Origin of the sequence: Pseudooceanicola sp. HF7 (assembly GCF_011806405.1) — a bacterium.
GTDB lineage: Bacteria > Pseudomonadota > Alphaproteobacteria > Rhodobacterales > Rhodobacteraceae > Pseudooceanicola.
Map to the genome: position 1 here is coordinate 19,655 of NZ_JAATOW010000035.1, position 23,222 is coordinate 42,876.

The following is a 23,222-nucleotide window of genomic DNA, read 5'->3' on the forward strand; positions in this document are numbered from 1 at the left end:
GCGATTTTCAACGGGAGCGTTCACGAAGAGGCGTGGCAATGATGGACCCGACGACACTGATGATCCGGCAGGGCTACATGATGCACAGCGTCCTGCTGGGGGCGGCGCAATTGGCGGCCTGGCAGACTCGCTTCGCTCGGGGCTTCGTCGCGGCGCCGGTGCGGGAGGAAATGTCCCGGCCAGCGCCTGAAGGGTCCGTGCGGCGCGCAGAGGCCCCACAGAAGACGCAGCCCAAGACCGCCACCCGCGCCAGACAAGCCTCAGCCGGGCGCCGGCCCCACCGGGCCATGCGCAAACACGGACCGGCCGCGCAGCGCATCGGCCGGCTGTCCTCGCACCCCGGGCCCGCCCGCCCGCATTAATGCGCCCACCGGCCCAAGCCCGGCGCGCCAATCCATTTCCGGGGGTCTCCCCCGCCCGACCTGTCAGGAGCCTTCAATGCCCACCCAGATTTCCCGCGCCGATTATGGCGCGATGTTCGGCCCCACCACCGGGGACCGCCTGCGCCTTGCCGATACCGACCTGATCATCGAGGTCGAAAAGGATCTCACGACCTACGGCGAAGAGGTGAAGTTCGGCGGCGGCAAGGTGATCCGCGACGGCATGGGCCAGTCCCAGGCGACCCGCGCCGAAGGGGCGGTGGACACGGTGATCACCAATGCGCTGATCGTCGACTGGAGTGGCATCTACAAGGCAGACGTGGGCCTGCGCGACGGGCGCATTCAGAAAATCGGCAAGGCGGGCAACCCCGATACCCAATCCGGCGTCGACATCATCGTCGGGCCTGGAACAGAGGTCATCGCGGCAGAGGGCCGGATCCTTACCGCCGGCGGAATCGACAGCCACATTCACTTCATCTGCCCGCAGCAGATCGAAGACGCGCTGCATTCCGGTCTGACCTGCATGATCGGCGGCGGCACCGGCCCAGCCCATGGCACGCTGGCGACCACCGTGACCCCCGGCCCCTGGCACATGGGGCGGATGTTGCAGGCCGCGGATGCCTTCCCGATGAACCTGGCCTTCGCGGGCAAGGGCAATGCCTCTCTTCCTGCCGCGCTGGAAGAACAGATCAAGGGCGGGGCCTCCTGCCTGAAACTGCATGAGGATTGGGGGACCACGCCCGCGACCATCGACAACTGCCTTTCGGTCGCCGATGACTACGACGTGCAGGTGATGATCCACACCGACACGCTGAATGAATCCGGCTTCGTCGAGAACACCGTGAAGGCCATGAAGGGCCGCACCATCCACGCCTTCCACACCGAAGGGGCAGGGGGCGGCCACGCGCCCGATATCATCAAGATCTGCGGCGAAGAGCACGTTCTGCCCTCCTCCACCAACCCCACGCGTCCCTTCACCCGCAACACCATCGATGAGCACCTGGACATGCTCATGGTCTGTCACCACCTCGACAAGGCCATCCCCGAGGACGTCGCCTTTGCCGAAAGCCGGATCCGGCGCGAGACCATCGCGGCCGAGGACATCCTGCACGACATGGGCGCCTTTTCGATCATCGCCAGCGACAGCCAGGCCATGGGCCGCGTGGGCGAGGTGATGATCCGCACCTGGCAGACCGCCGACAAGATGCGCAAACAACGCGGTCGACTGCCCGAAGAGACCGGCGAAAACGACAACTTCCGCGTCCGCCGCTATATCGCCAAGTACACGATCAACCCCGCGCTGGCCCACGGGCTGTCCCACCAGATCGGCTCGATCGAGGAAGGCAAGCGCGCCGACCTGGTCTTGTGGAACCCGGCCTTCTTCGGCGTGAAGCCGGAAATGGTCCTGATCGGTGGCACCATCGTCTGTGCGCAGATGGGTGATCCCAATGCCTCCATCCCGACGCCGCAGCCGGTCTATACCCGTCCCATGTTCGGCGCCTATGGCCGCTCGGTCGAAAACTCGGCCGTTACCTTCGTCTCTGCCGCGGCCCAGGCTGAAGGCATCCGCGACACGCTGGGCCTGGCCAAGCAGACCGTGCCGGTTCTCAACACCCGCAGCATCGGCAAGAAAGACCTGAAGCTGAACTCCGCGACGCCGAAGGTAGAGGTGAACCCCGAAACCTACGAGGTGCGCGCCGACGGAGAGCTGCTGACCTGCGAACCGGCAGAGGTGCTGCCGATGGCGCAGCGCTACTTCCTGTTCTGATGCCGGCCCGCCCCGTGACCCGCCTGCTGAAGACCGCCATCCATGCCATGCCCCTGGCGCTGCTGTTGCCGGCGGCTGCCCAGGCGGCCTGTCCGATGTATTCCGATCTTGAGATCGGCATCGTCCTGGTCACGCGGGAAGAGGACAACGTGCTGACAGAGGTCTTTCGCAGCATTTCCTCGCAGCTCATCAGCTATCACATGATGAACGACGGAGTGGCCGGCTATACAGAGCTGACCGGCCACGGCGTGCATCCGATGGTGACCACCGATCTCTATGACGGCAAGGTCCTGTCTTCCGTCTACAGCTACGACACGCCCTTCCCGCAGATCCCCGAGCCCGCACCGGGACTGGAATGGCAGGGAAGCTATGACGTGGTGGATGCCGACGGCAGCGCCCGTGGCACCCGGCAGATGACGGTGGGCGATTACGAGACGATCTCTTTCGGGGACTGCACCTATCGGGCGCTGCCCGTGCGCTTCGATATCGTCGAAGGCGATGACGAAGCGACTCACGATGTCTTCCTCTACCTGCCCGAAATCGCCGTCTCCGTGCTGGTGAGCGGTGGCGTGGGGGAAGAAAGCTATGACTATGAACTGCCCGGCGAAATTCGTGTGCTGGGCGACGGAGCATCGGAATGACCGGAATTTCAGCAGCTGGCGCGGGGTTTGCCGGCTCTTGCCGCACTGCGGAAACCACGAGAGGCGTAGCCATGCATCCCTTGCAAGGCGGACCTGCAAGGGCTTCAATTAACAGGCTTTTTACCACATTTTCTGCATTGCAGCGGGTGCATGGCGGCTCTTCTGCAATGGCTGTAGTAAGGACGCAATCACTGACCTATCTCTTTGGCAACGGAGCGAAACGCCCCGAAGCAACATCGAAAGAGGTCTCCCATGGCAAACGCAACGCATATCTCCCCCGCCCATACGTCCGGTTTCGGCGCGAAGCTGAACAGCTTCTTCGCTGGCCTGAGCAACGGCATGGTTGCCTACATGGAGCGCCGCACGCGCTTCGATCAGATCGCGGCCCTGCAAGCCAAGTCCGACGCGGAGCTGGCCAAGCTCGGCATCAATCGCGACCAGATCCCCGCGCACGTCTTCCGCGATCTGTTCTACGTCTGATCGCCGCTCCTGATGTTGCTTTCGGGGCAGGGGGCGCGGCATGAACCGCGCTCTCTCCACCCTCCGCAAGGGCAGCATCCCAGAAGACGCGAACGTCGCCGATAGCGTGACGCTCGACTACGAAGCCCGGTTCATCCGGCGCAAGGGCCTTCAGACCGACGCGGGCGAACGCCTGCTTGTCGACCTGGCTCAGACGACATCGCTGGAAGACGGCGATGCCTTGCAGCTGGAGGATGGCCGCCTGATCGCCATCCGCGCTGCTGCCGAACCCCTGCTACGCGTGACCGGTGACCAGATCACCCGCCTCGCCTGGCATATCGGCAACCGCCATACCCCCTGCCAGATCGCGCCGGACCACCTTCTGATCCGCCAGGACAAGGTGATCGCCGCCATGCTTGCCCACCTTGGCGCGCAGGTAGAGCCCGTGACGGCCCCCTTCATTCCCGAGGGTGGCGCCTATGGCCACGGCCGCACCCATTCCCATGAACATGGCAAGACCCTGCATGACGGCTCCGCGCATGATCATGACCACGGGCATGACCATGATCACGCCCATGATCACGGGCACAGCCATTCCCACAGCCATACCCATGACCACTGACCCGGCGCTGATCCTGCACCGCTGGCTCTCTCCGGCCTACCCGGTGGGGGCTTTCGCCTATTCCCACGGGATCGAGGCGGCGGTGGCCGAAGGCTGGATCGTGGATGCCGTTACCGCGGGTGACTGGATCACCGATGTGCTGACCCACGGGGCAGGGCGCAACGATGCGATCCTGCTGGCGGCGGCCTTCCACGCCGAAACCGCTGCCCTGCCGGAGATCGCAGAGCTTGCCACGGCGCTTGCGCCCTCTGCCTCCCGTCGGCTCGAGACAGAGGCCCAGGGCGCCGCCTTCGCCGCCACCACGGCAGAGATCCACGGGCTGACACTGCCGGCCATGCCCTACCCGGTGGCGCTTGGCCGCGCGGCGCGGCTCATGGGGCTGCCGCTGGACCTGACGCTGCGGCTTTTCCTGATGGCCTTCGCCTCCACGCTGACCTCTGCCGCCATTCGCCTGGTGCCCCTTGGGCAGACCGATGGGCAGCGGACCCTCTCCGGGCTTGAACAGCTCTGCGAAACACTGGCACAAGAGGCCAGGTCCGGCGATCTGGACGGGCTGGGCTCCCGTGCCGTACTGTCGGATATCGCCGCCATGCGGCAAGAGGCCCTGACCACGCGGATCTTCCGCTCCTGACCCTGACCAGCGGTCCCCGGACCGCCCCGCACCACAAGGATCGCTCGCGCATGCCCTCACCCCATGGTCCCCTTCGCATCGGCCTCGGCGGCCCAGTCGGCGCTGGCAAGACCACGCTGACTGCCGCGCTGTGCCGCGCGCTGCGCGATCGCCTGTCGATCGCCGTGGTGACGAACGACATCTACACCCAGGAAGATGCCCAGGCCCTGGTGCGGATGCAGGCGCTGACCTCTGACCGGATTCGCGGCGTGGAGACCGGCGGCTGCCCCCATACGGCGATCCGCGAAGATGCCTCGATCAACCTGGCGGCCATCGCGGAGCTCAACCGCGATTTCCCGGACCTGGACCTGGTGCTGGTGGAATCGGGGGGCGACAACCTTTCGGCCACCTTCAGCCCGGAACTGGTGGACATGACGATCTACGTCATCGATGTGGCCGCCGGCGAAGAGATCCCGCGCAAGGGTGGCCCGGCCATCACCCGGTCCGATATCCTTGTCATCAACAAGACCGACCTTGCCCCCCATGTCGGCTCTGACCTCTCGGTCATGGAGCGCGATGCCACCGCCCAACGCCAGGGCCGGCCCTTTGTCTTCACCAATCTCAAGACCGGCGCGGGGATCGACCAGATCCTGGCCCTGATCGAAGAGATCGGTGGCCTAGCCCACGCCGCCTGATCCAGCGCCATGGCCAGCGCCACAACCAGATCGCACCTGATCGACATCCGCCCCATCGGCTACGTGATCGGCCTGCTTGTCGCGGTGCTGGGGCTGACCATGCTCCTGCCGCTGATCGTCGATATCGTCGAGGGGCGCGGCCATTGGCATGCCTTTGCTGAAAGCGCCATCATCACCTTCGTCGCCGGGTCGTTGACGGCGCTGGCCTGCCAGAACGGCACCCGCGAGGGGCTGAGCCTGCAACAGACCTTCCTGCTGACCTCGGGCGTCTGGGCCACGCTGCCGATCTTCGGCTCTCTGCCCTTCATGCTGGGCGCGACCGAAGCCAGCTTTACCGATGCCTATTTCGAGGCCATGTCGGGCATGACCACGACCGGCTCCACCGTGTTCTCCGGGCTGGACGAGATGCCCCGCGGGCTGCTGCTCTGGCGGGGGATCCTGCAATGGCTGGGCGGGATCGGCATCATCGTCGTCGCCATGGTCTTCCTGCCTGAACTGCGGGTCGGGGGGATGCAGGTGTTCCGCTCCGAAGCCTTTGAAACCATGGGCAAGATCCTGCCCCGCGCCACGGCCATTGCAAGCCAGATCTCCGTGATCTACGTCGGTCTGACCCTCGCCTGCCTGCTGACCTACATCCTGCTGGGCATGGGGGTCTTCGATGCCACGGTCCATGCGCTGACCACGCTGTCCACGGGCGGATTCTCCACCAAGGATGCCAGCTTCGGCGCCTTCTCGGGGCGGATGGAATACGCGGCCTCCATCTTCATGGTGCTGGCCGCGTTGCCCTTCGTGCGCTACGTGCAGATGCTTCACGGCAACAAGATCGCGATCTTCCGGGACGTCCAGGTCAGGGGCTTCATGCTGACCATCGGCGTGCTGGTGCTGGTCTCTTCCGTGGCGCTGCTGCACATCTTCCCGCACCACTGGGAACAGGCGGTGCGCGAAAGCCTGTTCAACATCGTCTCCATCATCTCGGGCACGGGCTATGCCTCGGTGGACTACATGCAATGGGGCCCCTTCCTGATCACGATGTTCTTCTTCATCGGGCTGATCGGGGGCTGTGCGGGCTCAACCGCCTGTTCGGTAAAGATCTTCCGCTACCAGATCCTGCTGGCCTCCATCGGGGCGCAGATCCGCCGCATCCATGCGCCCCACGCGGTCTTCCAGCCGCGCTACGAGGGGCGCTCCCTGGATGAAGAGGTCCTGGGCTCCGTGATGTCCTTCTTCGTCTACTTCACGGTCTCGCTTGGCGTCTTTTCGGTGCTGCTGGCGCTGACGGGGCTCGATTTCGTCACGGCGCTCTCAGGCGCCGCCACCGCGCTGGCCAATATCGGCCCCGGGCTGGGAGAGATCATTGGTCCGGCCGGCAATTTCGCCCCGCTGAACGACACCGCGAAATGGATCCTAAGCATCGGGATGTTCTGCGGCCGGCTTGAGCTGATGGTGGTCTATGCCATGCTGACAGTGCAGTTCTGGCGCGGCTGACGCGGGGCGGTTTCGCCCGGGCGTGACGGGCCCGCGATGCCCTGGGGCCCACGGGCCCGTGTCATTCCGGCAGAGGTGCCCCTGCCGGAATGGTCTTCATCTGGTCGGGATCAGAATTCAGAGGTCCGGTCGGTCACCACGAAGCCGGTTTCCATCTTCAGGGTCGCCGGTTTGTCCAGCCCTTCCAGGACCTTGCGCACATCGATGCTTTCCACCGACTGGCTGTCGTAGGTCTTGTAGTAATAGACGCGGTTCTTGGTATCCGACGCCGAGGTCCAGATCGTGTAATCCGTGATCACCTGGCCCTGGTCCTCCTGGCGGATGGAGCCCTTCGGAATGTCGAAGTTGTTGAGGATGTGGAAGGCATCGAAGATCGCGTCATCGGCAGTTGCCGCCGGCAGCGCCGTATTGGCGAAGGCCACGGCCCGCACGAAGCGCGAGGGCGAGGTCGAATTGCCCGGCAGTCCCACAAGGCCGGTGCCCTGGCCGAAGGGTTTCAGCGTCTGTCGCCCGACGGTGATTTCCTCGAAGTTATCTGCCTGCAGGCCGATGTAGTTCTGCAGGTTGGTCAGGTGCCAGTCATAGGGCGGGTTGTTGGTCATGACGTTGACCGTGTTGTCGAAGATCCGCAGACCGTCCTTGGTGTACTCGATCACGATCGAGTCGCCGGAAGCATCCGTCACCCCGTAGTGGACAGGGGCGGGGCCGCCGATCTGCTCGATGTCGGTTCCCACGACGGTCAGGGAGGGGATCGCCTTGCGGACTTCTTCCACCGTGGCGAACTGACCCAGGATCCAGTTGCCCATCTCTTCAGAGGAGATCGCGTGTTCACGGTTGTCATCCGTCAGCTTCGACATCACTGCCGGGCCGGCGAAATAGAACACCCCGAAGTAGAGCCCTTCGGAGTTCATGCCGTCCACCACGATCGGTGCGCCAAAGCCGTTTGCGCCGGCAAAGCCGTACTTCGTCTCGTAGGTGAAGCCCGATTCCTTGGGGTTCATCACAAGCGTCGTGATTTCGGTGCCAGCGGGCACGGCCACGAGATCCGAATGCAGGTTGAAACCGAATTCCATCGTGCGCGCGGGCACCGTCGTGCCATCCTCCGCATGCAGAATGATCGCCGTACAGGCGGTTGCAGACTGGCCTGCCAGGGCCACTGAAATGGCGGCTGCCGCCACCCGAGACATGAATTTCCCGAATTTCACCTTCTAATCCTCCGTTTCACGCCGCCCCTCCAATCATTGGACGACTCAAATTGATGCAGGTTTCTTGACCGTAGCGTCAGCTATATTGATGTGCGATTTAAATCATGGGGATACGAAGGATTGTGTTTTTTTTGTCGCGCTGTTTCGGCACCCCCTGGCACGCTTCGACGGCCAGGATGCTCGGTCTGGAGGCAGCACGGACCGCGGCCCTCTGTCGAAGGGTTCCCGCGCTCGGCAGTCCGGGGAACGCCCTGCAACTCGTCCCGGTGGCGGCGTCGAAAACATGCGCGGAGGACATGCTTTTTGCGAGCCCTGCTGCCAAATCTCTTGCGTGGCCCGGTCCCGGAATGGCATAATTGACCTACGCAGCGGCAACGGAGCCGGGCGCTCTCCCGTCGATTGGGATTTCCTGAGCATGGCCGCTCGACCCGCGTTCGCGTCGCGTGACGTGTGTCGATGGCCCTTTTCCCGATCCGGCAAGAGGCTGATATGAAAACCTTTCCGATCTTCCTGACCATGGCCGGCCGGCGCGTGGTGATCTGCGGCTCCGGTGCGGAAGCCGCCCGCAAGGCCCGTCTTGTCCTCAAGACGGAGGCAGAGATCCTGCTTGTCGGCCGTGACCTTGATCCTGAACTCTCGGGCCTTGTTGCCAGCGGGCGTGCGCTGCACCAGCCCGAAGCTGACACCCACACTTTCACAAATTGCGCACTCGCCTTCATCGCCACGGGGGAAGAAGACATCGACCTTGCGCTCGCCGCCCAGGCGCGCGCCGCCGGCGCGGTCGTCAACGTGGTCGACCGCCCCGAACATTGTGATGGCTTCACGCCCTCCATCGTGGATCGCGACCCGGTCGTCGTGGCCATCGGGACAGAGGGCAACGCGCCCGTCCTGGGGCGGATGATCAAGACAGAGATAGAGACGATGCTGACCCCGCGGCTTGGGTCCTTCGTCGCGCTTGCCGGTCGCCTGCGCGACGCGGTGGCAGAGGCTGTCCCGCCGAAATCACGCCGGGGGTTCTGGGAATGGGTCTTTACCGGAGAGGCCTTTGCCAAGCATCGGCGCGGCGATGAACATGCCGCCGCCGACATGCTGAAAGCGGCCATCGCGGCGGGCGAGGCACCAGAAGAAAAGGGCCTGATCTCTCTTGTCGGGGCAGGGCCTGGCGCCCGCGATCTGCTGACCCTGCGTGCGGTGCGCCGCCTGCAGGAAGCCGATGTGATCTTCTACGACCGGCTGGTCGAACCGGAAGTGCTTGAGCTTGCCCGCCGCGATGCGGACCGCGTCTATGTCGGCAAGGAGGTCGGCGCACATGCCTGGCCCCAGGCCCAGATCGACCGCGTGATCGTGGCAGAGGCCGCCAAGGGGCGCCGCGTTGTGCGGCTGAAATCCGGGGATCCTTCGATCTTCGGTCGCGCGGCAGAAGAAATTGCCGCCGCCCGCGAGGCCGGGATAGAAATAGAGATCATCCCCGGCATCACGGCCGCCGCCGCTGTGGCCGCCGCCACGACGCGGCCCCTGACCGAACGCGGAGAGACCGACACCCTGGTCATCACCACCGGCACCTGCCGCCCCGGCGATGACACCCCGGACTGGAGCGCGGCCGCCCGGCCCGGCACGGCCATGGCCTTTTACATGGCGGTGGAACGGGCGGCCCTCGTCGAAGAGGAACTGCTGCGCGCGGGCGTTCCGCCCCATTGCCCGGTGGAGGTCATCGCCTCTGCCAGCACCCCGCGCGAACGCCGTTTGGACCTGACGCTGGAAGGTCTGGCAGAGAGCATTGCGCGCGAAGAGGTGCAGAGCCCAGCGATCCTGTTGCTGCGCTATTCCAAGAAACTGGCGGCTGCGGATGTGCCCTCTGCCGCGATGCTGGAAAGCGCGCCCAGACGAGCCTGATCGGGGGCTGACAGCGGCGCTTTTGTAACGGGTGCGGGCTTTGGAGTGTGGACGAAAAAAGGCCCCGGGAAGGGGCCTTTTTGTTTGATCGCCGCGGGGGCTGTTGTTTGTGGTGTGGGCTTGGATGCTGCTTGGGCGGGCCGGTTGGGGCTCCGCTCGTTCGCACCTCAAACGCGCCACTGGCACGTTTGCTGGCTATGCCGGATCGGTGCTCACTCCCAACAGCTCACGAGGGCCGTCATTTCACGCCCCTCCCGCGCCAGGGTCAGGGGCTCGATCGCAGCGGCATTGACGGCGGCGTTGGCGGCGATCCCGGCGTCTGAAAGGAAGCTGGCCAGCACCGTGCCATCCACGGCAAAGGCCACGTCGCCGGGCAGGTCGCGGCCCGCGGTGGTATCGCCCATCAGCAGACCCACGACAGAGCCGGAGCCATCCAGCACGGGGCCGCCCGCGTCACCGGCAAGCGTGGTGATCTCAAGCCGGGACAGGCCGGTCTCTCCGTCAAGGCCACGGACATCGGCGAGCGTGCCATAGGTCACGCTGGCAGCGCCCAGCAGGCCTTCGTAGGAATAGCCCGCTACGGCGATTTCCGATCCGATCCGGGGGGCAGAGGCCGCGATCTGCGCCACGCCCATCGGAGCAAGCGCCGCCTCGGGCCTCAGCAGGGCAAGACCGGAGGCCGCGTCAGAGGTCGCGATCCGTGCCGCATGTTCACCCGCCAGGGTGATCTGCCCGCAGCTGTCCAGCCCATCAAGCAGGGTCGCCACGGCGCCGTCGCGCGTCACGTAGATACCGGAGCGGGAGAAGGCCGGCTTGCGGATCTCAAGCCCGGAAACCAGGTCCACGCTCTGTTGCGCGCCGGCGCTTTCGTCGAAGGGCAGGGTGCCGGGCAGGCGGGTGAAGCTGGCCTGCATCTCTGCCAGAAGGCGGGTGCGGCGCTCTTCGTCCCCGGTGGGCCAGACAAGGATGAAGCCCTTGATCTCTCCTCCCTGCAGGCTGGCTTCCGCGTGAGAGATGATGCGGCTGTTACGGCCTTCCATCGTGAAGCCTTGGGACGAGCGGTTACGCGCGCCGCCCTCCGGCATGATGGCGACGGTTTGCAGGATCTCGTAAAGCGCGGCCAGGCGGCTGGAATCCCCGGCCTGGGAAATCAGCAGCACCTGCGCCGGCAGGTCGCTGTCGACCGGGTCGAAATGCACGAAGGGCGCCTGGTAATCGGTGAAGGAAACGACCTCCAGCGGCAGTTTCACGCGGATCCCGGCCTTGTCGTCAGAATAGGCTTCCAGCCCAAGGCCATCCAGGATGGCATTGTATTGGCCGACCAGCGCGGCCCGTTGCGCCGTGGTCAGGATGCCGGTTGCCTCGAACCCGTTGGCCGATTGCCAGGAGGCCATGGAATTGCGGGTGCCGCGCCCGAAGGCACCGTCGATGCCGCCATTGTAGAAGCCGGCCCATTTCAGGGCGATCTGGATCTGGTCACGTTCCGCGCGGCTCATCTGTGCTTCGCTGGCGCGGGCCTGTGCCGGGGTTTCCTGCGGCAGGCTGTCGTCCAGGACCACCTCCGGCAGGGGCTCTGCCTCGGGCGCGGGCTCTGGAGCGGTGGTATCGCTCTGTCCGTTCCAGAATTCGCCGTCATACCAGGCCCGGTAAGAGATGTAGCTGTCGCCCGGGATCTGGCCGGAGGCGCGCAGCTGTTGCAGCCGGCTCACGGCCTCATCGCGCGGGTAGGGGCCCAACACGGCGGCGAAAAGCCCGTTGCCAAGCGAGAAGCCCGCGACATCGGGCAGGTAGGAGGCGTAGTTTTCCAGCCCCGCTTCTGCGGCCTCGGCCGTCGGCCAGGCCTGGATCTGGATATAGGCCGGAAGGTCCTGGGCCTGTGCCACCCGCAGGGTGGCGAACACCGCGAAAAACAGTGTCACGATCGTTCGGATGGTCATTGGAACCCCTTGCCTGCTCGTCCATGGGCGCTGCGCGCCACTCTTCGCGGATTTACTATCAAATCCCCTGTTACATGCACCCTAATATTGCAGAATGGGCGGGCTCTTCGTGGAATGGATGCCCTTTGGCCTCACCTTGACCTCATCGCACCCTGCCGGTAACCAGCCTGAGACCGGAAATCCGCCTTTTGGGGCTGCTTTTCCAGACCGCTTTCGCAGACCAGGGGCCCCCCATGTCACAGACCATCGCCGACCGTCCCAAGAGCTTCCAGGAAATCATCCTGCGCCTTCAAGCCTACTGGGCCTCCAAGGGCTGCGCGGTTATGCAGCCCTATGACATGGAAGTGGGCGCAGGCACCTTCCACCCGGCGACCACGCTGCGCAGCCTTGGCTCCCAGCCTTGGGCGGCGGCCTATGTCCAGCCCTCGCGCCGTCCCACGGATGGCCGCTACGGTGAGAACCCCAACCGTCTGCAGCATTACTACCAGTACCAGGTGCTGATCAAACCCAGCCCGCCCGATCTTCAGGCGCTCTACCTTGGTAGCCTTGAGGCCATCGGCATCGACATGGAGATGCATGACATCCGCTTCGTCGAGGACGACTGGGAAAGCCCGACTCTGGGCGCCTGGGGCCTGGGCTGGGAAGTCTGGTGCGACGGCATGGAAGTCAGCCAGTTCACCTATTTCCAGCAGGTTGGCGGCCATGACTGCAAGCCCGTCTCGGGCGAGCTGACCTATGGGCTGGAACGCCTGGCGATGTACGTGCTGGGCATCGATCATGTCATGGACATGCCTTACAACGATCCCCAGGCACCCATCGCGCTGACCTATGGCGATGTCTTCCGCCAGACAGAGCAGGAATACAGCCGCTGGAACTTCGACGTGGCCAACACGGAGGTTTTGCTGAAGCACTTCGAAGAGGCCGAGGCGGAATGCGAGGCGATCCTGTCGCAAGCCCATGAAGACCCCAAGACCGGCAAGCGCATCATCATGGCCCACCCGGCCTATGACCAGTGCATCAAGGCATCCCACGTCTTCAACCTGCTGGACGCGCGCGGCGTGATCTCTGTCACCGAACGCCAGGCCTATATCGGCCGGGTGCGCGCGTTGGCCAAGCAATGCGCCGATGCCTTCGTGCAGACCGAAGCCGGGGGATGGCGCGCCGAGGCGCAGTAAGACCCTGTCAGAAAAAAAGAAACCGGCGCCCTGCGGAGCGCCGGTTTTTTCATGCCCGGGTCATTCCTGGCCCGGCTGGGTCAGGTGCCGGCCAGCGCGGGGAAGAGCGCCTTCAGCCCTTCTGCAATCATCTCGACCGCGATGGCGGCAAGGATCATCCCCATCAGCCGGGTCATGATCACGCGCGCCGTCTGGCTCAGGTGCTTGCCGATGAAGTTCGCGCAAAGGAAGACCACCAGCAGCATCGCAAGGATCGCGCCGAAGACCAGGCCGTATTGCATCAGCTCCGTCGTGCCCTGTGCCTGCTGGCGGTAAAGGATCAGCGTGGTGATCGTGCCGGGGCCGACCAGGATCGGGAAGGTCAGGGGGTAGAAGGCCACCGCGTCGCTGGCCTGGAAGTTGCCCTGTTCCTTGGTGGTGCCGTGGTGGGCAGAGCTGTCGTGCCCGTTCAGCATGCCCAGCCCGATCAGCAGCACCACAAGGCCGCCGGCCACGCGGAAATCGTTCACGTCGATGCCGAAGGCCTTGAGCAGCGCATCGCCCACCAGCGCGAAGACCCCGCCCAGCACCCCGCAGTAAAGCGCCACCTGGATCGCCGTGCTACGCCGTTGGCCGGGCTCCATCCCATCCGTGGCGCTCAGGAAGACGGGCAGGTTCGTCAGCGGGTTCATGATGGCGAAGAGCGCCCCGAAGAACTTGACGGCGTCGAAGGTGGTCATGCGTGCTTCCCCATGGTCATCAGTGCCGGGATCTCCTAGCAGCTTCGCAGCGTACTGCCTATAGGCGAGCGCGCGATTGCCGGACGACCGGCCTTTTGAAGCCCCTTGCCCAGCTGCCCTGCGCTAGTCGTGCTGGGATGGCCCGTGATGCACCGCGCGGGCAGGGCGGGGCCTGTCCTTGCAAGGCAAGGCCAAGGTTTTCAGGCCGATTGCCCCTTGGGACGGAACCTGCCCCGATCTGAAACATTGGTTTTGCACAGAATGAAACCGGGCGGCGGCACATGCCCCACGCCCCGGTCCCTGAGGAGGTCCAGATGTCCCAATCCCGTGCCCCTGCCTGGGTGGTTCCGATGATGCGTTTCGGTTATTCCGCCCGTGGCTTTACCTACGTGCTGCTGGGTGGGCTTGTCCTGTCCGCGGCGATGACCGGCGGCCAGGCCGAAAGCACCCAGTCGGCGCTGGCGACCCTGCGCGGTCAGCCCTTCGGGCCTGCCCTGCTGTGGCTGCTGGCCATCGGCTTCCTGGCCTATTCCGCCTGGCGCTTCATCTGTGCCGGTATGGACCTTGAGCGGCGCGGCACCGATGCCAAGGGCATCATCGCCCGCATCGGTCAAAGCGTCTCCGGCCTGGTCTATGGCGGTCTTGCCGTGACCTCGGCCCGTCTGGCCATGGGCGCGGGCGGCAGCGGCGGGGGCGGCAATGGCACGCGCACGCTGGCCTCCTGGTTGCTGGAACAGCCCATGGGCAAGTGGCTGGTCGTCGCGGCCGGCCTGATCACCATCGGCGCGGGCGCCTACTATGGCGTGAAAGCCTGGAAGGAAAGCTACAAGGAACACATGGCCGCAACCCCGACCAGTCAGAAGCTGGACCCGGTCATCAAGGGCGGCCTTGTCGCCCACGGCATCGTCATCGCCATCATCGGTGGCTTCCTGGCCTATGCCGGCTGGACCTCTGATCCCAGCGATGCCGGCGGCATGACGCAGGCCTTCGAAGCCGTGCGCGCCCAGCCCTACGGGCAGGTCCTGCTGGCAGCGCTTGCCGTCGGGCTGGTCGGTTTCGCGGTCTACTGCTTCGTTGAGGCACGCTACCGGATCGTTCCGGCGCGGGCAGGCGACGATGTGACAACCCTTGCCGCCCAGGCGCGCAACAAGGTTGAGCAGGAAGGACGCAAGGCCGCTTCGCACGTGAGCTGAGCTTCGCACGCCGCACAGGATGACAGGACGCGCCCGGGCAGCCCCCGGGCGCGTCCTTTCGCATGAGGGGTCTGCGACCTGACGGGGCCATGAACCGCTGGAAGAACCCCGAACATCTGCCTATAGGGAAGGGGATATTCCGACGCTCTGAAAGGCAGGTATCTTCTCATGATGGGACGCATCGCCATCCTCGCCATCCTGCTCTGTGCCCTGCTTGCCGGGGGCAGCCTGTGGTATCTTCAGGTCTACGGCTATTACGACCGTGTGACCCCGACGCCGGGGCAGGACGTGGCGATGGTCCCGCTGGAGGAAAGTGCCGCCGTGCCTGTGCCTTACGCGGATTTCCAGGCGATTGACGCGGACAGCTCTCCGATCCGGTACCGCGCCTGTTTCACAACCACCCAGGACCTGCCGGCGCTTGAGGCCACATTCGAACCCTATCCTAGGGCAGAGCCGCTCAACGCGCCCTTCTGGTTCGATTGCTTCGATGCAGAAGAGATCGGCACCGCGCTCGAAGAGGGAACCGCCCGGGCCTTCCTGGGGGGCAAGAACGTCCATTACGGGGTGGATCGCGTGCTGGCCGTGATGCCCGACGGGCGCGGGTTCATCTGGCACCAGCTGAACAATTGCGGTGAGACCGCCTATGATGGCAGCCCTGTCGGAGAGGCCTGCCCGGAGCGCTGATCCTACGCCATTGACCCTTGCGGCATGGCAAGGGCTCGCATCGCCGTCAGCACATACGAAAAGACCCCCGCGGCCTGAGCTGCGGGGGTCTTTCCTTTCAAGGTTCCGATGGCCGGGGCCATCGGCGACCTGGAATAGATCAGAAGCGGTAGTTCACACGCGCTGCGACCGTGTTGCCGGTCAGATCGGTTTGGGTGTCGTTGTAATCGGAAATGTTCTCGTAGAGGTATTCCGCGCCAACGCTCCAGTTGGAAGTCAGCATGTGCTCTGCGCCGAAGCCAACGTTGTAGCCCCACTGGTCGTCGATCATGGAGCCACCGGCAACGCCGTACACCATGGTTTCACCCATGTCGTAACCGAAGCGTGCCTTCAGGCGGGTGGAGTCGGCAGCGTTGTTTTCCCACATGTCGCGGGCCATGTATTCCGCTTCACCACCCATCACGAAGGTGCCGAAGTCGTAGTCGTAACCGGCGTGGACGCCGTACGTCAGCGCGTCGTCGGATTCGGCGAAGTCGAGGTTGCCGTAGCCCAGGCTGCCACCAGCGTAGAAGCCGGTCCAGTTACCCGTTTGGGTAACGACCGGTGCGGGGGTGATCACGACGGGGTCTGCGGGGCCTTCAGTGTAGGCGCCTGCGAAAGCGGGGCCGGCGGCAATCAGGGAGGCTGCTGCTGCGGCGGTCATCAGTTGGAAACGTTTCATGGACTGGTCCTTCTTTGTCGAAACTATGACCCGGTTTGTAGATTGCAACGCTCGCAAGCGCGCTTTCCGTTCCCGGTTCCTGTCACAGAACGTATGCCGAATAATTCGGTTCCCAACCCCGTGAAGAAAGTTTGAGTGAGGGCGGCGCTTTCCTGCCGGTCTGTGGCGGAAGATGGCCTGAATTCCTTACAGGACAAGGGGTTTCACGTCAGAAACGTGATCCTGGCTCCCTTGAAAAGGGCCTGGGAACGCCGGTTTGAGCGGTGTTTTGCCGGTCTGGATCGGTTCCGGGTTCCCAGAAAAATGACCGCGCCGGAGGTCCGGACCGGATCCTGGCCGTCGTCAGCCGAATCCAGGGGCGAGGGCCAGCCCCTGGGATCCGTGGCGGGAGCCTGTGAACACCTGCCGGCAAGGGCAGGCGGGCCGCGGGCGCTCTTTCCTGCCCTCACCCCCTAGACCCTTGCGCGCCCCTCCGCTATTCCCCAAAGGCCAATCGCGCCCGGGCCCTCCCGGGCCCAGACCCGGACGGACCGACATATGCCCGATCTCCTGATCGAACTCTTTTCCGAGGAAATTCCCGCGCGCATGCAGGCGCGCGCCGCAGAGGACCTCAAGAAACGCGTGACCGACGGGCTCGTCGAAGCGGGGCTGACCTATGGCGGTGCCGCTGCCTTCCATACCCCGCGCCGGCTGACGCTGACCGTGCAGGGCCTGCTGGCCGAAAGCCCCACCATCCGCGAGGAACGCAAGGGCCCCCGCGTGGACGCCCCGGAAAAGGCGATCGAAGGCTTCCTGCGCGGCGCTGGCCTGAGCCGTGACCAGCTGGAAGAGCGCGACGACAAGAAGGGGCGTGTCTTCTTTGCGGTGATCGAAAAGCCGGGCCGCCGCGCGCCAGAGATCGTGGCAGAGGTGCTGGAAGGCGTGCTGCGCAACTTCCCCTGGCCCAAGTCCATGCGGTGGGGCACCGGCACCTTCCGCTGGGTGCGCCCGCTGCATTCGATCCTTTGCATCCTCAGCGATGAGGCCGGCACCGAGGTCGTGCCGATGGATCTGGACGGGATCACCACCACCGACACGACGGAGGGCCATCGCTTCATGGCGCCGGGGCGTTTCACGGTGAAGGATTTCGACAGCTATGCCACTGAGTTGAAACGCCGTTTCGTGGTGCTGGATGCCGCCGACCGGGCCGAGCATATCTGGCAGGACGCCACCAACACCGCCTTCGCCTCTGGCCTGGAGGTGGTGGAAGACAAGGGCCTGCTGGCAGAGGTCGCGGGTCTGGTCGAATGGCCCGTCGTGCTGATGGGCGAGATCGGCGCGGATTTCCTGGGGCTGCCGCCGGAGGTGCTTCAGACCTCCATGAAGGAGCACCAGAAGTTCTTCTCCGTGCGCAATCCCAAGACCGGGCGGATCGAGCGCTTTGTCACCGTTGCCAACCGTGAGACGCGCGACAACGGCGCGACCATCCTGGCGGGCAACCAGAAGGTGCTTTCTGCCCGGCTGTCGGATGCCAAGTTCTTCTGGGAAAACGATCTTCGCATCGCCAAGACCGAGAAGATGGCCCCCTGGATCGCGCAGCTGTCCAACGTGACCTTCCACGCCCGCCTGGGCAGCCAGGCAGAGCGGATCGCCCGCATCGTGCGCCTGGCCGGAGAGATCGCGCCGGCCTTGCGGGCGGATCCCGCGATGGCAGAGGAAGCCGCGCGGGTGGCCAAGGCCGATCTGTCCTCTGAAATGGTCTATGAATTCCCTGAACTGCAGGGGCTGATGGGGCGCTATTACGCCGAAGCGGCGGGCCTGCCCGCGCGCGTGGCGGCGGCCTGTGAAGAGCATTACTCGCCCCTGGGGCCGACGGATGACGTGCCCGAGGCGCCGGTGTCCGCCACCGTGGCGCTGGCGGACAAGATCGACACGCTGGTGGGCTTCTGGGCCATCGACGAGAAGCCGACCGGGTCCAAGGATCCCTTCGCGCTGCGCCGCGCCGCCCTTGGGGTGATCCGCATCATCCTGACGAATGGCGTGCGGCTGGAGCTTCTGTCGCTCTTCGATGATCTGCTGATGCGCCATATTTTCAAGGCCTTGGATGCCTCGGAAACCGAGAAGCGTGCGCGCCTTTCGGACTTTGCCGCAGAGCGCGACATGCCCGAAGAGGAATTCGCCCAGCTGCTCTCTGCCATCGCAGAAGAGGAAGAGGCGCGCTCCGAGGATCGCGACCAGATGCAGACGGTCCTGGCAGAGGCCTTCGGCGCCGTGGGTCAGGAGGCGCTGCCGAAAAGCGTCAACCTGCTGTCCTTCTTCCATGATCGCCTGAAGGTGCACCTGCGCGACGAGGGGCTGCGCCATGACGTGATCGACGCCTGCCTTGCCATGGAGGGCAATGACGACCTGCTGCTGCTGGTCAAGCGGGCGCAGGCGCTGTCGGACGTGCTGGGCACCGAGGACGGGGTAAACCTGGTCCAGGGCTTCAAGCGCGCCAACAACATCCTGAGCCAGGCCGAGGAGCGCGACGGGGTGTCCTACGAGTTCGGCGCCGATCCGAAATTCGCCGAAGCCGAGGAAGAAAAGGTGCTTTTCAATGCCCTCGAGGCTGCGGCCCCGCGGATCGAAGAGGCTCTGAAGGCAGAAGATTTCGCCGCCGCGGCCTCGGCCCTGGCGGGGCTGCGGGCGCCGATCGATGCCTTCTTCGAGGCCGTGCAGGTGAACGCGGAAAACGAGATCGTGCGGCGCAACCGGCTGAACCTGCTGTCCACCATCCGCAGCACCGTTCTGAAAGTCGCCGACCTGACGAAGATCGAGGGGTAAATTCCCGAACCGGGCCATAGGCCCGGCAAAAGGTCCAGTGGACCTTTTGGGGAATTTACGGGCGGAGCCCTGGGATATCCGCACCGGGCCATGGGCCCGGCAAAAGGTCCGGTGGACCTTTTGGGGAATTTACCGGCGGAGCTCCGGGGGATCTGCCGGGTGGCTTGCCCGCAGCAAGGTACGATTTGAAAGGGCCCCCCTTGGGGGTCCTTTTTCGTTTGATTGTGCGGAGTTGCACAGTGATCCGGGGCTGCCGTGGGGCGTCGGTGGAACGTCTGTTTCCTGTCGGTATCGCGTCGGTATGACGTCGGTGCGCTCCGCGCGGTGGAGCAGGGAATTCTTTGTGCATTTTTGCGAAGGCCGGGCGGTGCCTTTGGCGCTGGGTGTTGGGAGCCTGTTGCTGGGGGTTGGCGGGAGTGGCGGGGGGCGGGGGCGGGGGGGGGGGGGGGCCCCGGGGGGGGGTTTTTTGGAAGAAAAAAAAAAGGGCGGGGGGGGGGGTGTTCCGGGGGGGGGGTTGGGGCGGGGCGGGCCGCGGGGGGGGGGGGGGGGGGGGGGGGGGGGGGGGCTGGGGGGGGGGGTTTTTGGGAAAGAAGAGGCGGGGGCGGGGGGGGGATCTGTCCAGGTGGGGGCTTTGGGCCGGGCCGACCTGCGGGACGCAGGGAGACGGGCGAGGAGCGCTCGATGCGGTCCGAGGGCGTTTGCGCCGGGCGCGGGGATGGAGTAGTGCGGAGCGTTGGTGGCAGGTGGGGCTATTTAGCGCGGGGAAACAAGGGGATAGCATTGCGGGCACAGGGGCGGACTTCCTTTGGCGGGGGTGACAATTTCCTTGCTCTGTCTCCCGCCCCGGTTATGCTGCGACCACTCCCGAAAGGTGCCGCAGTGCAGCAAGACGATCCTGACATCACGCCGATCACCCAGACCGCTCCGGTGGCCACCAAGACCCATGGTGGCCGCGCGAAATGTCTGCAGCGGCTGATCCGGCTGAGCCTGCCGGTGCCGCGCACCACGGCGCTGTCCTTTCGCGCGGTGAAGCGGATCGCCGAAGGTGAGATGCCGGATATCGACGAAATCCTGGCGCCCTTCGGGAAGGATCCGCTGTTGTGCGTGCGCCCCTCGTCGGAGGATCCCGACTGGGGCGGGCCCTCGGCGGTGCTGAACATCGGGATGAACGACACCACCCATGCGGCCCTGTCCGAGCGTATCGGGGAGGAGCCGGCGACGCGGCTTTATATCCGCTTCGTGCGCAGCTACGCGGTGCATGTGGAACGCCTGGATCCCGACATCTTCGAGGATCTGCCCAGCACCGGGATGGAGGCCTTGCAGGAAAGCTTCCGCGCCTACCAGGAAGAGACCGAGGACGATTTCCCCCAGGATCCCGGCGTGCAGCTGGCGGCGGTGCTGAAATCCATGGCGCGGGCCTGGCGCGGAACGACCGCGCGGCTGCTGCGCCAGGCCAAGGGCGCGCCGGCGGATGCCGGGCTGGGCCTGGTGGTCGAGGAGATGGCCCTCGGGCTGGGCAAGCTGGGGGAATGCGGATCGGGGGTGATCCAGCTGGCGTCCTCCTCTACCGGCTTGCCGCGGATCACGGGGCGGTACCTGAGCCAGTCGCAGGGGCGCGAGGCGCTGCAGAGCGGCAGCCGGTCGCTTTACCTGGCCAAGGACAGTCGCGGCCCCTCGCTGGAGGAGTTGGCGCCGGAGGCCTATGCGACCCTGGTCGAATATGCCGAGCTGATGCGCTTCCGCCTACGCGAAGAGATGCAATGCGAATTCACCATCGAGAACGGCAATGTCCATGTGCTGGACGGGGTGCGCGCCAGTCGCACCTCTCGCGCCGCGGTGCGCATGGCCGTGCGCCTGGCCGAGGATGGGATCATCCCGCGCGAAGAGGCGCTTTGCCGCGTCGATCCGCGCGCGCTGAACGAGATGCTGCACCGCCAGGTGGATCCGGAGGCGGCGCGCGACCTGGTGGGGCAGGGGATTGCCGCCAGCCCCGGCGCGGCCACGGGCCGGCTGTGCTTTTCCGCCGCCGCCGCCCAGGCCGCTGCCGCGCGGGGCGAGCCCTGCATCCTGGTGCGGCGGGAGACCGGGCCGGAGGATATCCGGGGCATGCATGCCGCTGTCGCGGTGCTGACGGAGCGCGGCGGCGCGACATCTCATGCGGCGGTGATCGGGCGCGGGCTGGGGCTGCCCTGCGTCGTGGGCGTCACCGGCCTGACCTTCGACATGAAGGCCAGCCAGCTGGTCACCAGCGACGGGCGCCGCTTTGGCGCGGGCACGCTGATGACGGTGGATGGATCCCACGGGGATATCCTGGCCGGGGAGGCGCCGCTGCTGGAGGCCTCTCAGGATGCGGCTTTTCAGGCGATGCTGAGCTGGGCCGAGGAATTCTGCGACATCGGCATTCGCGCCAATGCCGATACGCCGGAAGATGCCCTGGTGGCGCGCAAGTTCCACGCCCAGGGGATCGGCCTGTGCCGGACGGAGCACATGTTCTTCGAACCCGGCCGCCTGACCGTGATGCGCGAGATGATCTTTGCCGATGGTCCTGATGACCGGCGCACCGCCATCGAACGCCTGCTGCCCATGCAGCGCGCCGATTTCACGGAGCTGTTCCGGATCATGGAGGGCCAGCCGGTCTGCATCCGCCTGTTCGATCCGCCGCTGCATGAATTCCTGCCCACGGATCGCGCCGGGATGCGCGAGCTGGCCGAAAGCCTGTCGCGCCCCCTGTCCGACATCACCCGGCGCACCGAGCAGCTGACCGAGTACAACCCCATGCTGGGCATGCGCGGCGTGCGCCTGGGGATCACCGTGCCCGAGATCTACGACATGCAGGCCCGCGCCATCTTCGAGGCGACCATCGCCGCCTCTGAGCAGGGCGCGCCCGTGGTGCCCGAGATCATGATCCCGCTCGTCTCTGCCCGCCGCGAGGTGGAGCTGGTCAAGACCCGCGTTGATGCGGTGGCCGCCGCCGTACGCAACGAGACGGGCCGCGATTTCACCTACCGCCTGGGCGTCATGGTGGAGACCCCGCGCGCCGCCCTGCGCGCCGGAGAGATCGCCCCCTTTGCCGCCTTCCTCAGCTTCGGCACGAACGACCTGACGCAGATGACCTACGGGCTGTCGCGCGACGATGCGGGCAAGTTCATGTCCGAATATGTCAAGCAGGGTGTCTTCAAGGAGGACCCCTTTCACACGCTCGACCACGAGGGCGTGGGAGAGCTGCTTACGATCGGGGCAGAAAGAGGGCGCGCGGCGCGGCCGGACCTTGTGCTTTCCATCTGCGGGGAACACGGGGGAAATGCCGAATCAATCGCCTTCTGTCGCTCGGCGGGCTTTGACTACGTCTCTTGTTCGCCCTACCGGGTGCCGGTCGCTCGGCTGGCTGCCGCTCAGTTGAACGTGCGGCCGACCCTGCCACCCCGGGCCTTCAAAACCTCCTGATAACAGAAGTTTAGAATGTTTCCGAACGCGGGCGTCCGTCTTTGGCGGGCTCGTGAACACTTCCTTAACGCCTCCGAGGGTGGACGGTTCCGCCACATTTCGTTAGGGAACCGGACCGGTCGCGACCGAATGGACGCCCCGCCAGAGGACACGAATGATGAAAATTGCTGCCCACCTGCTGATTGCCAGCCTTCTTCTCGCCACGCCCGCCGTGGCGCAAAACCCGATGGCTGACGCGATGGACGCTGAGCAGAGCGCGATGAGATCTGTACCCCAGGGGCGCCTTGCGGCCCTTCTGAAGGCGCCGGAGGCCGCGGCCTCGGATGCGCTGAAGATCACCTATTCCCGGGACTGGCTGGCCCGGCAACCTGCGGGCAAGGGGGGCGACAGCTTCCGCTGCCTGGCCGAGGCGCTGTACTTCGAGGCGCGCGGCGAAAGCGTGAAAGGCCAGTTCGCAGTGGCAGAGGTCATCCTGAACCGGGTCGACAGCCCCGATTTCCCCAATTCGGTCTGCGGTGTCATCAACCAGGGAACGGGGCGCAAGTTCGCCTGCCAGTTCACCTATACCTGCGATGGCCGGGCCGAGACGATTTCAGAGCCGCGCGCCTATGCCCGCGTGGCCAAGGTGGCCGCGATCATGCTGGACGAGGCATCGCCGCGTGCGCTGACCGAGGGCGCCACCTATTACCACACCCGCCACGTGAGCCCGCGCTGGTCGCGCAGCTTCGACCGGACGGCCTCCATCGGGGTGCATGAGTTCTACCGCGCCCCGACGCGCACGGCCTCCAACTGATCCCGGCGCCCGGACGG

19 protein-coding genes are annotated in these 23,222 nt (G+C 65.4%); 15 read left to right on the forward strand and 4 right to left on the reverse strand.

Going from position 1 to position 23,222, the window contains the following annotated elements; all coding sequences use genetic code 11:
• The first annotated feature begins 38 nt into the window (after nucleotides 1-38).
• The 8 genes from HCZ97_RS16435 (at nucleotide 39) to HCZ97_RS16470 (ending at nucleotide 6,660) form a co-directional block, all read left to right on the forward strand.
• Nucleotides 39-362, forward strand: a complete 324-nt coding sequence (locus tag HCZ97_RS16435; protein ID WP_167690053.1) for a hypothetical protein — start codon at nucleotides 39-41, stop codon at nucleotides 360-362.
• A 76-nt stretch (nucleotides 363-438) separates the two neighbouring features.
• A complete protein-coding gene (gene ureC / locus HCZ97_RS16440) occupies nucleotides 439-2,148 on the forward strand; it encodes an urease subunit alpha (RefSeq protein ID WP_167690055.1) in 1,710 nt (569 codons plus the stop codon).
• On the forward strand, nucleotides 2,148-2,789 hold the full coding sequence (locus HCZ97_RS16445; RefSeq protein WP_217701803.1) for a hypothetical protein: 642 nt from the start codon (nucleotides 2,148-2,150) through the stop codon (nucleotides 2,787-2,789). The genes ureC and HCZ97_RS16445 overlap by 1 nt, the downstream gene beginning before the upstream one ends.
• 252 nt (nucleotides 2,790-3,041) lie before the next feature.
• On the forward strand, nucleotides 3,042-3,269 hold the full coding sequence (locus tag HCZ97_RS16450) for a DUF1127 domain-containing protein (protein WP_167690058.1): 228 nt from the start codon (nucleotides 3,042-3,044) through the stop codon (nucleotides 3,267-3,269).
• Between the two features lie 40 nt (nucleotides 3,270-3,309).
• A complete protein-coding gene (locus HCZ97_RS16455; RefSeq protein WP_167690059.1) occupies nucleotides 3,310-3,870 on the forward strand; it encodes an urease accessory protein UreE in 561 nt (186 codons plus the stop codon).
• A complete protein-coding gene (locus HCZ97_RS16460) occupies nucleotides 3,860-4,501 on the forward strand; it encodes an urease accessory protein UreF (protein ID WP_167690100.1) in 642 nt (213 codons plus the stop codon). Before HCZ97_RS16455 ends, HCZ97_RS16460 begins: the two co-directional genes overlap by 11 nt.
• Nucleotides 4,502-4,551: 50 nt before the next feature.
• Nucleotides 4,552-5,175 carry an urease accessory protein UreG gene (gene ureG / locus HCZ97_RS16465; protein ID WP_167690061.1) on the forward strand — a complete coding sequence of 208 codons (624 nt, stop codon included), beginning with the start codon at nucleotides 4,552-4,554 and terminating at the stop codon, nucleotides 5,173-5,175.
• 9 nt (nucleotides 5,176-5,184) lie between these two features.
• Nucleotides 5,185-6,660, forward strand: coding sequence for a TrkH family potassium uptake protein (locus HCZ97_RS16470; protein ID WP_254871576.1), 1,476 nt, complete (start codon nucleotides 5,185-5,187; stop codon nucleotides 6,658-6,660).
• A 110-nt stretch (nucleotides 6,661-6,770) separates the two neighbouring features.
• On the opposite strand, the gene HCZ97_RS16475 is transcribed toward HCZ97_RS16470, so the two are convergent.
• A complete protein-coding gene (locus HCZ97_RS16475) occupies nucleotides 6,771-7,865 on the reverse strand; it encodes a choloylglycine hydrolase family protein (RefSeq protein ID WP_217701804.1) in 1,095 nt (364 codons plus the stop codon).
• Between the two features lie 489 nt (nucleotides 7,866-8,354).
• Here HCZ97_RS16475 and cysG point away from each other — a divergent pair, with 489 nt between their 5' ends.
• Complete coding sequence (gene cysG / locus HCZ97_RS16480) at nucleotides 8,355-9,758, forward strand: siroheme synthase CysG (protein ID WP_167690063.1); 1,404 nt, start codon at nucleotides 8,355-8,357, stop codon at nucleotides 9,756-9,758.
• Between the two features lie 212 nt (nucleotides 9,759-9,970).
• Here cysG and HCZ97_RS16485 read toward each other — a convergent pair whose 3' ends face one another.
• Nucleotides 9,971-11,695 carry a serine protease gene (locus HCZ97_RS16485; protein WP_167690064.1) on the reverse strand — a complete coding sequence of 575 codons (1,725 nt, stop codon included), beginning with the start codon at nucleotides 11,693-11,695 and terminating at the stop codon, nucleotides 9,971-9,973.
• A 233-nt stretch (nucleotides 11,696-11,928) separates the two neighbouring features.
• On the opposite strand from HCZ97_RS16485, the gene HCZ97_RS16490 reads away from it, so the two are divergent.
• Nucleotides 11,929-12,870, forward strand: a complete 942-nt coding sequence (locus HCZ97_RS16490; RefSeq protein ID WP_167690066.1) for a glycine--tRNA ligase subunit alpha — start codon at nucleotides 11,929-11,931, stop codon at nucleotides 12,868-12,870.
• A gap of 80 nt (nucleotides 12,871-12,950) precedes the next feature.
• Here the strand turns inward: HCZ97_RS16490 and HCZ97_RS16495 are convergent, their stop codons facing one another.
• Nucleotides 12,951-13,589 carry a MarC family protein gene (locus HCZ97_RS16495; protein ID WP_167690068.1) on the reverse strand — a complete coding sequence of 213 codons (639 nt, stop codon included), beginning with the start codon at nucleotides 13,587-13,589 and terminating at the stop codon, nucleotides 12,951-12,953.
• A gap of 314 nt (nucleotides 13,590-13,903) precedes the next feature.
• Between HCZ97_RS16495 and HCZ97_RS16500 the strand changes: the two genes are divergently transcribed.
• Together HCZ97_RS16500 and HCZ97_RS16505 are read left to right on the forward strand one after the other, a co-directional pair.
• The gene (locus tag HCZ97_RS16500; RefSeq protein ID WP_167690070.1) at nucleotides 13,904-14,782 is read left to right on the forward strand and encodes a DUF1206 domain-containing protein; all 879 of its coding nucleotides are present in this window, start codon (nucleotides 13,904-13,906) and stop codon (nucleotides 14,780-14,782) included.
• A gap of 168 nt (nucleotides 14,783-14,950) precedes the next feature.
• On the forward strand, nucleotides 14,951-15,466 hold the full coding sequence (locus tag HCZ97_RS16505) for a DUF6446 family protein (RefSeq protein ID WP_167690072.1): 516 nt from the start codon (nucleotides 14,951-14,953) through the stop codon (nucleotides 15,464-15,466).
• Nucleotides 15,467-15,605: 139 nt separating this feature from the next.
• Here HCZ97_RS16505 and HCZ97_RS16510 read toward each other — a convergent pair whose 3' ends face one another.
• The gene (locus tag HCZ97_RS16510) at nucleotides 15,606-16,166 is read right to left on the reverse strand and encodes an outer membrane protein (protein WP_167690073.1); all 561 of its coding nucleotides are present in this window, start codon (nucleotides 16,164-16,166) and stop codon (nucleotides 15,606-15,608) included.
• A 537-nt stretch (nucleotides 16,167-16,703) separates the two neighbouring features.
• Here HCZ97_RS16510 and glyS point away from each other — a divergent pair.
• The 3 genes from glyS (at nucleotide 16,704) to HCZ97_RS16530 (ending at nucleotide 23,205) form a co-directional block, all read left to right on the forward strand.
• Nucleotides 16,704-18,968: a glycine--tRNA ligase subunit beta gene (gene glyS, locus HCZ97_RS16515; protein WP_167690075.1), complete on the forward strand. Its 2,265-nt coding sequence runs from the start codon at nucleotides 16,704-16,706 to the stop codon at nucleotides 18,966-18,968.
• A gap of 849 nt (nucleotides 18,969-19,817) precedes the next feature.
• The gene (locus HCZ97_RS16525) at nucleotides 19,818-22,412 is read left to right on the forward strand and encodes a putative PEP-binding protein (RefSeq protein WP_167690077.1); all 2,595 of its coding nucleotides are present in this window, start codon (nucleotides 19,818-19,820) and stop codon (nucleotides 22,410-22,412) included.
• A gap of 157 nt (nucleotides 22,413-22,569) precedes the next feature.
• Nucleotides 22,570-23,205 (forward strand): cell wall hydrolase, encoded by a 636-nt coding sequence (locus HCZ97_RS16530; protein ID WP_254871577.1) that lies wholly within the window; start codon nucleotides 22,570-22,572, stop codon nucleotides 23,203-23,205.
• Nucleotides 23,206-23,222 lie beyond the last annotated feature (17 nt).